General features: G+C 49.1%; 14 protein-coding genes. 3 read left to right on the top strand and 11 right to left on the bottom strand.

All coding sequences use genetic code 11. The features are described 5' to 3' along the window. On the bottom strand, positions 1–395 hold a 395-nt coding region (locus Q0605_RS06920; RefSeq protein ID WP_298705402.1), incomplete at its 3' end, for a tetratricopeptide repeat protein. A gap of 147 nt (positions 396–542) precedes the next feature. Here Q0605_RS06920 and hisD point away from each other — a divergent pair. Continuing rightward, on the top strand, positions 543–1,832 hold the full coding sequence (gene hisD / locus Q0605_RS06925) for a histidinol dehydrogenase (protein WP_298705404.1): 1,290 nt from the start codon (positions 543–545) through the stop codon (positions 1,830–1,832). Between the two features lie 257 nt (positions 1,833–2,089). Next, positions 2,090–2,380 carry a DUF5339 domain-containing protein gene (locus Q0605_RS06930; protein ID WP_291936556.1) on the top strand — a complete coding sequence of 97 codons (291 nt, stop codon included), beginning with the start codon at positions 2,090–2,092 and terminating at the stop codon, positions 2,378–2,380. A 453-nt stretch (positions 2,381–2,833) separates the two neighbouring features. Here the strand turns inward: Q0605_RS06930 and Q0605_RS06935 are convergent, their stop codons facing one another. From Q0605_RS06935 to Q0605_RS06955, 5 genes are all read right to left on the bottom strand, one after another. Then, a complete protein-coding gene (locus Q0605_RS06935) occupies positions 2,834–3,451 on the bottom strand; it encodes a hypothetical protein (protein WP_298705407.1) in 618 nt (205 codons plus the stop codon). Between the two features lie 197 nt (positions 3,452–3,648). Beyond that, positions 3,649–4,350, bottom strand: coding sequence for a YbaK/EbsC family protein (locus Q0605_RS06940; protein ID WP_298705410.1), 702 nt, complete (start codon positions 4,348–4,350; stop codon positions 3,649–3,651). 185 nt (positions 4,351–4,535) lie between these two features. Next, the gene (locus Q0605_RS06945; RefSeq protein WP_298705413.1) at positions 4,536–4,961 is read right to left on the bottom strand and encodes an ecotin family protein; all 426 of its coding nucleotides are present in this window, start codon (positions 4,959–4,961) and stop codon (positions 4,536–4,538) included. 84 nt (positions 4,962–5,045) lie between these two features. Beyond that, positions 5,046–5,759 carry a hypothetical protein gene (locus tag Q0605_RS06950; RefSeq protein ID WP_298705416.1) on the bottom strand — a complete coding sequence of 238 codons (714 nt, stop codon included), beginning with the start codon at positions 5,757–5,759 and terminating at the stop codon, positions 5,046–5,048. A gap of 251 nt (positions 5,760–6,010) precedes the next feature. Next, on the bottom strand, positions 6,011–6,358 hold the full coding sequence (locus Q0605_RS06955) for a hypothetical protein (RefSeq protein WP_298705419.1): 348 nt from the start codon (positions 6,356–6,358) through the stop codon (positions 6,011–6,013). 55 nt (positions 6,359–6,413) lie between these two features. On the opposite strand from Q0605_RS06955, the gene Q0605_RS06960 reads away from it, so the two are divergent. After that, positions 6,414–6,755, top strand: coding sequence for a hypothetical protein (locus tag Q0605_RS06960; protein ID WP_298705422.1), 342 nt, complete (start codon positions 6,414–6,416; stop codon positions 6,753–6,755). 6 nt (positions 6,756–6,761) lie between these two features. Here the strand turns inward: Q0605_RS06960 and Q0605_RS06965 are convergent, their stop codons facing one another. The 5 genes from Q0605_RS06965 to Q0605_RS06985 form a co-directional block, all read right to left on the bottom strand. Continuing rightward, on the bottom strand, positions 6,762–7,064 hold the full coding sequence (locus Q0605_RS06965) for a hypothetical protein (protein WP_298705425.1): 303 nt from the start codon (positions 7,062–7,064) through the stop codon (positions 6,762–6,764). Positions 7,065–7,080: 16 nt separating this feature from the next. Beyond that, a complete protein-coding gene (locus Q0605_RS06970; RefSeq protein ID WP_298705427.1) occupies positions 7,081–8,511 on the bottom strand; it encodes a hypothetical protein in 1,431 nt (476 codons plus the stop codon). 33 nt (positions 8,512–8,544) lie between these two features. Continuing rightward, positions 8,545–8,970 (bottom strand): hypothetical protein, encoded by a 426-nt coding sequence (locus Q0605_RS06975; RefSeq protein WP_298705430.1) that lies wholly within the window; start codon positions 8,968–8,970, stop codon positions 8,545–8,547. Positions 8,971–9,250: 280 nt separating this feature from the next. Then, positions 9,251–10,486 (bottom strand): hypothetical protein, encoded by a 1,236-nt coding sequence (locus Q0605_RS06980; protein WP_298705432.1) that lies wholly within the window; start codon positions 10,484–10,486, stop codon positions 9,251–9,253. Between the two features lie 408 nt (positions 10,487–10,894). Further along, positions 10,895–11,605, bottom strand: coding sequence for a cytochrome-c oxidase (locus tag Q0605_RS06985; protein WP_298705435.1), 711 nt, complete (start codon positions 11,603–11,605; stop codon positions 10,895–10,897). Positions 11,606–12,027: the final 422 nt, after the last annotated feature.

The raw sequence follows: 12,027 nt of genomic DNA on the forward strand, positions 1-12,027 counted from the left end.
ATGCCTTTGCCGTGTTCATATAAAATTCCAAGATTAGTACATCCTATGCCATATCCTAAATTACAAGCTTTAGAATACAATTCACTCGCTTTTTTATAATCTTGTTCTGCGCCCTTGCCGTATTCGTATGACGCCCCTAAGGTAGTGCAACCCCAGCCATCGCCCAAATTACAGGCTTTAGAATTTAGCTCTTTTGCTTTCTCATAATCCTGCTTCACACCATCCCCTGAATAGTATGCCATGGCGAGATTTACGCATGCTAAGGTGTTGTTATTATCGCATTTGCTTCGCAACTTGCTTATACCGGGATCCTCTTGTTCCGTTGATGACAAAGCTGTGGCTTCTGCTAGCGATAAAGTCGCCGTAGCGATCAGCGCTAAAAATATCTTTTTCATACATCGCTCCGTTTAAAATTTCGGCTATTTTATTTCATTTTCGCTTAATCTTTTGAAAATCGGCGAGCTGTAAATTTACATCGCCGCGAGCTTAAAGGCGAAATTTAGCAAAAAGCGTTAAAATTCCAAGCATTACAAGGAGCAAAAATGAAAATTTTAAAAAGCACGAAGGCAAATTTCAAAGAGGAATTTGCGAGGTTGGTGCGCCGCGGCGAGACGGATATGAGATCGGTAATACCCGTCGTAAGCGGCATCATCGAGGAGATCAGAGCGCGCGGCGATGAGGCGCTAGCTGAACAGATAGAGAAATTTGATAGATGGCACGTGCAGGGCGATCTGGCTATCACGCAAGAGCAGATGAGTCTCGCGTATGAAGGCTTAACCGCAGAGCTAAAAAACGCGCTACAGGTCGCATATGAGCGCATCTACGCTTATCATGAAAAACAGCTTGAGAGAAGCTGGTTCAGCTTCGATCCAAGCGGCGCGATGCTCGGGCAAAAGATCACGCCGGTAGATCGCGCGGGGCTGTATATCCCGGGCGGCAAGGCGGCGTATCCAAGCTCGCTTCTAATGAACGCTATCCCCGCAATCGTCGCGGGCGTGGAGGATATCAGCGTCTGCACTCCCGCTGTGGGCGGCGTCGTAAACGAGCTACTGCTTGCGGCGATGCATGTGCTAGGGATCACAAAGGCCTACAAAGTGGGCGGCGCCAGCGCGATCGCGGCGATGGCATACGGCACGCGCACGATCGGCAAAGTCGATGTCATAACGGGTCCCGGGAACATCTTCGTAGCGACTGCTAAAAAGCTCGTGTTCGGCGATGTAAATATCGATATGATCGCGGGCCCTAGCGAAGTGGGCGTCATCGCAAACGCCGCGGCAAATCCGCGCAACATCGCCGTGGATCTACTCAGCCAAGCCGAGCACGACGAGATCGCGAGTAGCTTTTTGATAAGCGACGATGAAAAATTCGCTCTTGCCGTCGCAGAGCACATCGAGCGCGAGCTTCCTACACTCGCGCGTGAACCGATCGCTCGCGCCAGCATCCAAAACAAGGGCGCAATCATCATCGCTCGCGATATGAACGAGTGCGTGGAGCTGATGAACGAGCTTGCGGTCGAGCACCTCGAGATCGCGACCGAGAACGCCTACGAGCTGCTTCCGCGCATACGCCACGCAGGCGCGATATTTTTAGGCCACTACACGCCAGAGGCGATGGGAGACTATCTCGCAGGTCCTAACCATACGCTGCCGACTGGCGGAAGCGCGCGATTTTTCTCGCCTCTGGGGATTTATAACTTCATCAAACGAAGCTCGATCATAGCGCTAAATAAGCGCGCCATAGACGAGCTCGGAGGCGCGTGCATGGCACTAGCAGATGCCGAGGGGCTAGGCGCGCACAAAAAATCGGTACAGATTAGATTTGAAGAGAAGTGATTTTACGCTGCAGCCCCAAGAGGCGGCGAGGACCGAATTTTAAAGAGCACCGGCGGTTGTTGCTAAACCAAGAGCTGAAATTTTAAAATTTAAAGATGAGTTAAATTTTAAAAAACGTAAGCGTCGCGGCGAGAGTAAAATTTTAAAATTTCAAAAGCGCTATAAATTTAAAAAAATAGCCGTATTTGATTAAAATTTAAGGCAAATTTACTAAGCTAAATGATATACTTTCGCTGATTTTTTACAAGGAGAGAAAAATGAAAAAATCACTTTTAGTTTTGGCTAGTTTTGGCTTTGCGCTAAGTCTTAGCGCCGCAGATCTTTCAGATAGCTGCAAAGAGTACTTCGCAGATCTTGATAAGATGGTTGATACCTACAAACAAGCGGGTCAAGAGCAGCAGGTCAAGATGTATGAGGATCAAAAAAAGCAATCCATGGATCAGATCAGCGCACTTCCTAAGGAGCAGCAAGAGGCCACTTGCAAACAAGCTAAAGAGATATTTAAGCAGATGATGGATCAGATGAAACAACAAGGCGCTATGAAATAAATACCTTCGCGGGCATGATGATGCCTTCTTCAGTCGCGGCGATGCGATATCGTCGCGATTAATTCTTTTTAAACTCACATTTTTTTAAAAATTTTTAAATTTTAAAATTTGGATGTTTTATCCTCGCTGCTTTTGGGGCTTGCCAAGAATTTCAGATTTGATATTCAGCTTGTCGCAGGAAGCCAAAACAAATAAAGCGCTCGCGTCGTTAAAATGCTCCGTAAGGCGATGCATCTTAGTGGGACGCTGCGGTGCACCAAAGATTTACGAGCCGTTTTGGCGCGGCTCGAAACAGCGCCTCATCAATATGATGAATTCGAGGCTCGGTTTAAGCGTTATTTTATCGCGATTTGAAATAGCCGGGGCTCATAGATAGAGCGAATTCACGTCTCAGTTTGCCGCTCTGCTTATGAAATTTGCGGCTAAAATCATCTCGCAAAATCGCCTCGGATTTTAATCCTTAGTAACGATCGCGCCGTTTTTTATTTCGTGCACGCAGACATTTCTGTGCAGCTCCTTGCCGGCATCTAAAGTATAGTAGAGCGTTGTTACTATGCAGCGTAAATCGGCGTCGATGACGAACTCTTGCTTGGCGCGCATCGGCGGCTTGCTTTTACCGCAGTGCACGTAATCGGCGTAAATTTCGCGACAATCACTTATACGAAATGCGTCGTTTAAAAGGCACATAAAAACATATTCGTGCCCGTGCCTGCTATCTTGAAAATCACTCAGATAAAGCCTCAGCAGAATTGTTTTGACGCTCTTTTCTGGCAAACGACAAGCCCTTATGTCTTTGATCCTCTCCCAATACGTGCTTAGATTGTCGATTAAAAAGTTCTCCTTTGCGAACGAAAACAGCTTATTTTTATCAAGTAAATTTTTATCGATAGCCGCTAAGGGCGAAATTCCTCCCGGATAGCGCATCGGTAGTTGCGCGATCGGCAGATTGTCGTAAATATCTTTCATACTCTGATAAATCTCTGGCCGCGGCGCATCGTCTCCCTTAGCCGCGGCATTTTCCATGCCGCATAGCGCAAGTAGACACAGCAAAAATATCCACACCTTCTTCATAGCATTCCCCCTTGTTTCGATCGCAATCTCTTTGCTCCTGATCATACTGCAAATTTTAAAACCTTAATACGAAGAAAAAAGATCAAAAATCAAAGCGCCGCTTTACAGCCATCCTTAGCCATCTTTTTCTATTCTACCCTTGCTTTTGGGCTAATTTAATCCGAGTCCTCTTCTTGTGTGAAACGGACGATGCGCTGCTATTCGCCTTCCGTAGCCTTTTCGGTGAAGCTAACGATGTGCGGAGCTGCAATGCGCGCGTAATCCTGCGCGTTTAGAATGATCGAGTGATCAAGCAGGCCCGCGTTGAAAGCAATCTCTTCGAAGCGTCCGAACAGCGACGGATCGGCGATTAGCAGCAGTTTGTCGTGGAAGCTAAAAGGCGGCACCGAGCCGATGACGCAGTCCGTGAGATCGCCCACTTCATCGGGGCTTACGAGCGATGCTTTTGTGCCGCCAAGCCCCTGTGCCAGGCGCTTTAGATCGGTTTTGTGATCGGCCGCGAAAACCGCTAGGACGTAGATCCTGCCGTTTCTGCCCGCGGGTTTGTCGCTAGGAAGCTTCAGCTGCTGCGGCACATTTGCGCAAATTTGATCGGCGGTTAAAGTTAAATTTCCCGCGCAGACGCCGTTTTCGCAGCCTTGAGCGCTCGCAAGGGCGGAAGCGTCGAGATTTTGCGCGTCATCGGCGCTTGCTAAATTTAAATTTTGCGAAAAAGAAATTTGCCCATCCTTAAAACCCTTGATCGTGCAAACCAGCGCCTTTGCACCCTGTCCTAGCTGCGTACCGCGGGCTTTGGCGACTTCAGCGGAGGTGCCCGCGCTTTCGTGAGCTACGACGCGGAAGCGCGCCCCCTGCTGCGTCAAAAGCTCTTTTAGGCTTTCAAAAATTCTCTCTGACATGCTCTCTCCTTGTTTTTGCAAAATTATACTAAAATTTTAACCAAACGACCCATTGATGCCGAAATTCCATTCTTCGCCGTAGAATTTATCTCGCCTGCGCGCAAACCCATTGTGCGATGAAAGGATCTATTGCGTGGCGGAAATTCCGCCACGCATAAGCTCGGTCCGCCCTGCTTCTTGCGAAATTATTTCATCTTACGGATTTTAGGCTCTTTACTCTCTACGAGCTCGTAAATTTTAAGCTCGACCTTGACGTCTTTGGGCGCTAAAATTTTAATTTCGCCGCCGTCGTAGGCGAATGGATGCGTAAGCTCGTAATAGATACGCTTCTTTTGCTTCTTGCCGTCGCAGAGCATCAGCGTTTGAGCAAGCTCGTTGCCGCCGCTAAACTCGTAATAAAGCCCGTCCGAGCCTTCTTTTTGCTCTATTTTGCCGCCGATCAGATACGCGTCGTTGCAGTCGGCTTTGATCTCTTTGGAAAAGACCGCTTCGACTTTAAACTGCTGCGGCGGCATCTTTGACGGCGTTAGCTCAAAGACGTTTAGCTGCTTTTGCGCCTCGCCGCCGAACAAAAACAGCGGCAATAGAAAAAATAAAACGCTTTTTCTCATTTTTTACTCCTTAAAAAGATATTTTTATTCAAAATTCTAGCAAAATTTTTACTCATTAAACTGAAATTTCAATCGACTTTGTTTTTATCTGTAGCAGATAATATTTTTTAGCGCCTCTGCCTCTGGTTTTAACGCCTCGCTATCGGTTTTTTGCGCGGCGCTCTTTTTGTTCGTTAAATTTTTGCTAGAGCTTTGCGGCGAGGGCTTTTCGCGCGAGTTTAAAGCCTTGACGACGTCGCGCGATATTTCGCCCTGCGTCTGCGCGGTGGAAATTTCGCCGCTAGCTCCGCCAGACTTGCTCGTGCGGCGGCTTAGCACGCTTTTGACGCTTATCTTTTCGCCTGCGTAAAACGCTTCGCAAAGCCCGCCTTGCGCCTCATAGTCCGTCACTTTGACGCTGCCCTCTTGAAATTTATAAAATTTCGCCCGTTTCGCTCTGCGTAGCTCCTCGGCTCCGCCCCATACGTCGCTCTGCGCGTCAAGATCCGCGAGCGCGAATGCGCCGTCTGCCGCCTTATACATATTGCCGAGCCTTATCGGTATGCGTTCGCCGCTCTTTTTGGTAAGCACGAAGCCGATCTTTTCGCCATCTTTTGGGCTCTGGCGGAACTGCCCCGAGAAAAACGCCGTGAAAAACGCGACCTCCTTGATCTCGCCGTCGGTGCTTAGGTATCTCGTCCAGCCATCTTCAGGCACGTCGATCTTGGCGACGTCTCGTCCGTCCTTTGCGCCGCATTTTAAGCCCGCGCAGCCGCTAAGCGCTAATGCCGCAAGCGCGGCTAGAAATAGGTTTTTCATATTTTCCCTTCAAATAAATTTTGGCTCAAAGCAGGGCGCCCGCTGCGCCTCGGTGCGCAAATCTGCACGAAATAGGGCGCGCTAGCTCACTCTGCGGGCTTGATTGCGCTACCGCATCTAAACACACATAAATCGCGCGAGATAAGCGGTAGCGCGGAATTTTAACGTCGCTAGGCATCTTTTGCAAGCGCTTTGCAGCAAATCCGCCCGAAACCTCGGACGCGCAAAGCCCGTATTACAGGCTAAATTTATCAAGCCGACGTTGCCCAGATGCGCAAAAATCGCTGTCCGCTCGCCTCAAACGAGCATTCCTGCCAGTCCCAGTCGTTTTCGCCGCCCATTGCGAAATTTTGAGGCTCGCCTGATAGGCCGGCCGCGCTCAAAGCAGCCGTTATCCGCTCTTTCATAAAATCATCGGGCTCGCTCGGCGTAAATTTTTCAAATTTTATCTCGTAAAGGGAGGCGAGCCCAAAGTCCGCGCGCACGAGCTTGCCGCACTGCTGCGCGAACTCCGCCGCGCTACATTCGTGCTTTGGGGCGTAGTACCAAACCTCCAGCTCCTCGATGCTTTCGCCCCCAAATTTTATGGATTTTATCATTCTGACCCCATTTCGCTCATTGCGGCGGTTTTAAATTTTATCGCTTAAATTTTGTTTGCACTCATGCGGCGCAGGTTTTGCACGCAAGATCAAACTCTCGCTATTCGGCGCAAGCGCGCTGCGCAGGCAAATTTTAAATTTAATCTGCCGCGCTTTAAATTCAGACGCCGAAGTCCGCCCGCATCCCCTCTTTGCCCTTTGGCGTAAAATAGCAAACGACGTAGCAGAGCATTCGGTCTTTGCACTCGTATTTGGCTTCGAGGCTTTCGATAATGCGCGCAAATTCCTGCGGCGGCTTGTCCGCAAAGGCGTCTCGCAGCTCCTCTGCGGCGATGCGTTTCGGGCTAAGGAGCAGATATGCCGCGCCGCCGTCCTCATCCTCGCTGATGGCGCGTAAAATTTTTCATCGCTCGCGCGAATGCCCCTTGCCGTCCCATTCGCACAGGCTTAAAAACGTCGTGCCGCCGTCAGCGCCCAAGGCCTTCTCGTTTAAAATTTGAGCGCGTAAGGAGCCTTCATTTAAGCTCTCCTCGCTCGCAATCTCGATAAAAACGTCCGTGCCGAGCAGATAGCTGGTCCGCTCAAACTCGCTTTCGTACTCCCAGCCGTCAAATTTAGCGGTAAATTCTCGCACCCGCTCGTCCGCTTCGCAGCCGAACATCATCGCGTCGCTATCTGAAATTTTAACGATATAAGGCTCGTTCATGAGGCTTTCCAAAATTTTATTGCGGCTCGCATTTGCCGTAAACCCACTCGCGAGTTTCGTTTAGCTTAAACTCGCCGTCTTTTAGAAAATACTGCTTGCTGCTTTTGATCGCGTTTTCGCCCGCGGCTATGTAGTCGCCGATGAAGCCGCGATCCAGGACGTCGTGCGCTAAAATTTCAGGCTCAAAGACGTTTTGCGTCTTTTGCGTTTCGTGCCATTTGCCGCTTTCATCAGGCTCGCGCAGGATGATGGAGATGTTATTGCCCGCCTCGTCGTAGTCGTAGAGATACTCGTACTGCTTGCCGTCGGAGGCCGTGCGATTTTTTATCACGTTGCCGCGCGCGTCGTAGCTAAATTCGTTTTCAAACACGACCTCCCAGCGCTGCGACTCCTCGCGCCAAAGCTCGGTTCGCTCGCGTAGCGGTCTGCTCTCCTCGGTCTCCTCGTGCACGTTTTTGTAGTACTCTCTCCACTCGCTTTTTGCGGCGTCCCAGCGCGATCTTAGCTCGCTAAAGCGCCTATACTTAGGCTCGATCTTACTCAAGACCTTTTCATCGCGCTGCCATGTGTCGTCCTTCCATATAAAATTTATCTCGCTGCGCGTCCCGTCCGCCGCCGTAAAGACGGTATGTTTTGTAAGCGGCACCCATTTGCCGCGCCACGCGTAGCCTTCTGAGCCCGCGTAAACATCGCCGTTGTAGTGATATATCGATTTTTCGTACGGCATCCATTTTTTCACTTTGGCGCTCCATTCATAGGTCGCTACGAAATTGTTTCTGTCGTTTTCGTCGACAATCCTTTTTGTAAGGTACGTCGGCATCCATCTGCCCTTTTTTAGCGTGAAATTTTGCAAAATTTCCGTTTTGCCCTCGCGCTTTTCGACGGCTTTTTCACCCTCGTATGGCTTGCCGTCCTTGCTTTGCAGACTGAAATAAATTTTCGAGCCGTCCTTTGCGATCTCCTGCTTGCTTATCGCCGTTTCGCGAAATTTGTTTGTATTCGCGTCCCAGTCGTATTCGATATTTTCGATCTCGCGCTCGCCGCTTTCGTCAAATTTGCTAAAGCTTTTCGATACGGACGCTCCCTCTTCGCTGCTCTTTTTGTAGATTTTTTCTAGGCGGCGGGCTTTGGCGTCGTAGTTTTGGCTCACTTCATATTCGTAGCGCGGCGCGGCGCCGCCCTCTGTTTTGTAACTCGTCTTTTGCAGACAAATTTTATTCGCCGCCGCATGTTTCGCCACCGCCTCGGTCGCGCCCGCAGGCATCGCAAGCGTTAACATCGCCGCCAAAATAGAGCCTGCTAAAACTGCCGCTCGCGCCCGAAGCTTGTCTGCTAAAACTGCCGCCTGCGCCCCAAAAGCGCCCGCCGAAATAATCGCTCGCGCCTTTAAATTCAGCGCTGCAAAATCTGCCGCACCCTCGGGCGAAATTTTAAAAATACCTCTCATGACCGCTCCTTTTATCTGAATTTTAAATCATGTCTACCGCTTTATATCCTCGCTCGAAAAAGCTCTCTCGCCTTCGTAAATTTTCTCATAGTGGCTTAGCTTGCCCTCTTTGAAATAGCCGATGAAATAGCTCGCCGATTTTTCGGCCTGCTCTTGCGAAATTTCATCGTAGAGATAGACTGGTCCCTTTGATTTTTGTTTGTGCAGGCACGAACAGCTGCGAAAATAGCGCCTTTTGATTTTAAAATTTTGCGCCTCGCCGCCTTGCTCGTCTGCGCGCTTTGTTGCGTTTATTTCGCTACTCTGCTTGTCCGCGGGCGTCCGATCATCTCTTTCTCCGCCTTGCATCGTTTGTTTTTGTCCGCTTGCCGCGCCGTGATCTTGCGCCTCTACGGCGCCGAAACAGATACTCGCCGAAATTAAAACCAAAATAGCCGCTCTGGGTAAAATCATTTTCATCCTCTCCTTTTGCCGCCGCTGAGTGCGGAGCTGCCGCCGCGTAGGATTTAAATTTTAAAATTTACGCGGCACACGAAACATCCGCGCTAGCTAAATTTAACCGCATAGCTCGCGCAACACCGCGTCCGTTAAATTTAAATGCGACGCCGCACCTGCTAAATCTAACCGCACAACGCCGCGTCCGCATAAATAGCGTCGCGCCTGCTAAATTTAACTGCAGCACTCGTAGATCGCGCAGGTAAAATTTAGCCGCGAAATTTTACCGACGCATCTTCAAACGCTACTTTATCTTTTTGTATTTCCACGTCTGCTCCGTTATGAGCTCGGACCTGCCGTCTTTAATCTTAAATTCCTTAAAGCTCGTTATCGCGTAGATGCTAGGCATCTCAAACATCATCAGCGCGGCACCGTATCCCACGCTATCGGCTGAGATTGTAGTGTCGTAAGTGGCCTCCGAGCGCCCGGTTTGCACCCATTTGCCGCTCGCATCAAGCTTGTAGATATCCATCGCCGTATTGCTGCCGCGCTCGTCGTAGCTATAGACGTATTTGCCGCTGCTGGAATTTGATTCAAAGCTTTGCACGAGCGGGCGCTCGCCCGATTTATCGTAAATTTCGCCGTTTGAGTAGCTTTTGACCCAATCTTTAAGTTGTTCATCCCACAGATACGAGGTCATATTAATATCCGCGCCCTTCTTGATAGCGGTCTGTTTGCTCATATTATCCCACGCGCCCTTCTCGTCGTTCCAGATGAAGCTCGTAACGACCTCCTCGCCCTTTGCGGCGTCAAGCTCGTGCTTACTCATCGTCGCGTTTTGCCACGCGCCGTTTTGAAAAGTGCTGCGGATCTGCTCGTAGCTGCCGTTCCGATCGCCGTTAAGCATCTCTCGCTCGCTGTTTTGCCACGCGCCGTTTACAAACTCGTAGGTTACGTATCCATTCATCTCTCCTGAGCCGTCGTAGAAAATTTCGGTCTTATCTTTGGGCTGCCAACTCTTGCCGTCCCATTTGAAGCTTATCGTAAGCTCCTCCTTACCCCACGCGTTTCTTACGGATCTGTTCATGCTCTCTTTCTGCCATTTACCCTTTATGAGCTTATATCGCACATCCTGCGTCGCGTTGCCGTCGTAGCTGGAGACGGTTTTGCTCGCATTGCGTGTGCCGTCATCCGCTATCGAATTGCTCTCGCGCGTCGTGACGTTACCCTTTACGCTTTCCGTGTAGTCTTCTATTTTTTTCCACTTGCCGCTTTTAAGATCGAGGTTAAATACTTCAAATTTAACCATCTCCCCCTTTTCGTCAAAGTAGCTGATCTCTTTGTAGCTAGAGCCCGGGCCGTCCGAGGAGTTCGTATCTCTTATCTGCTCCAGCTTGCGCGCCGCCGTATCGTAGCTTAGATACGTGCTTTCTTTGCGCTCTCCGAGTGAGCCGTAGCTCATACTTTGCACCATATACTCATACTTCTTGGCAAACGCCGCCGCACAGAGCAGCGCAAGTATCGTAGCGAGCTTTTTCATCCTCTCTCCTTGGAAAAAATTTTGATAATTATATAATGTTCGTATATAAAAACGGATAAATTTCGCTGCGCGGCTAAATTTAAAAACTTCGATTTTTAGGCGGTAGCGGTGGAATTTTACGTCGCCAAACGGCTGGAATTTTAGCAATATTTGATCTGATTTTGTGTTAGTTGTCGATAGAATTTATGAGAAATAGAATTACGTGCGAGCTTCTGCTAAATTTTAAACAGATCTAGGCTGATTTATATCAAAGCTTCACTGCGTGCCGTTAGCGATAAAATTCTACGTCATAAAATTTTAAATTCACGCGCAGATCCGCTTGAAGAGATAAAATACGACACTAAATTTTTGGCAGCTAAAAATTTCAAATAATGCCGATTTTTCAAAAGTGCCGCTGGTTAGGCGATACTAATCGCAGAAGCGCTTATCCGTGTTATTTGCTTTGCGCTTGGCTAGGAAGTCCGCCTTTTTAGCGGGGTCTGCGAAAAACTCGTCCTGCCTAAGTAGCGCGGCGTCCATTTTGTCCTCGGCTGCCTTGAGCGCGGCGGCGCGATCTGCGAAGTGCGATGGAAATTTCTCATCAAATATCGCTTTATACGGGTGTGCCTTGACCCAGTCCCTAGCGCGTGCCGCCGCATCGCGCTGTTTAGCGAGATCGCAGAATGCGTATGGATTTACCACGTTGCCGACGAGCTGTAAAAACGCCGCATTCGCAGATTCGGTCTCACGAAACATCTCGTCCTTGACGTCGATGACGCGAGCAAAGGTTAGGAATCGATTTTTGCCCGCGTAGAACCAAAACACCGCGTCGTCCTTAAGCCCCAGATCATAAGCGCGCGCCGCGACGGTCATCAGCGTGGTCGGAGCGACCATATCCGGGGCGTCCTCGATGATTTTGATCGCTTTTTTCAGGCTAGCTACGTCGTTTTTCATCAACAGATCGTCGATCGGCTCGTAAACGTGCACGTATTCGGGCTTGCCCTCCTTAGCCGAATAAAACGGCGAAACATAGATGTCAATCGAAGTGATTTTTTCCACCTTATCCTCACTACTCTCGCTTTGGGCGCTCAAAGTCGCAGCCGCCGCCGCACACAGCAGTAGTGAGCGAAATTTTTTCATGGTTTCTCCTTCGGTTAAATTTTGTAAATTTGCTTCGTAATTATACCTTGAAATTTAAGAGCGCAAGCTTGATTTTTAACGAATATATTTTTGCGGAATTTTAATTTTGCGGCGACTCTATTTTCTTTTGATCAGGCTTTAGCCCGACGCTTTGGGCGGCTAAATTTAACCCCGCTAGTCGTAAAATTTAGCTCATAATTTAGATCGTCTAGCTAAATTGTTCCGTTCGCGCTTAATCTGAAAACATATTTTATCTTTGCTTAAATTTCATCGCCGAAAAAGTCGCCGTCGATGTCGCAAATCTCGATATTTTGCCGCACCTGAACTCCGAGTTTGTATTTTATCATCAGTTCCGCCAGTCGTTCGCCGTCAATCAAAACAATCGTGTAATTTTGCATGTTTGCGGCGCATCTTGCGGCATC

This window comes from uncultured Campylobacter sp., assembly GCF_938017705.1.
In the GTDB taxonomy this organism is placed as follows: domain Bacteria; phylum Campylobacterota; class Campylobacteria; order Campylobacterales; family Campylobacteraceae; genus Campylobacter_B.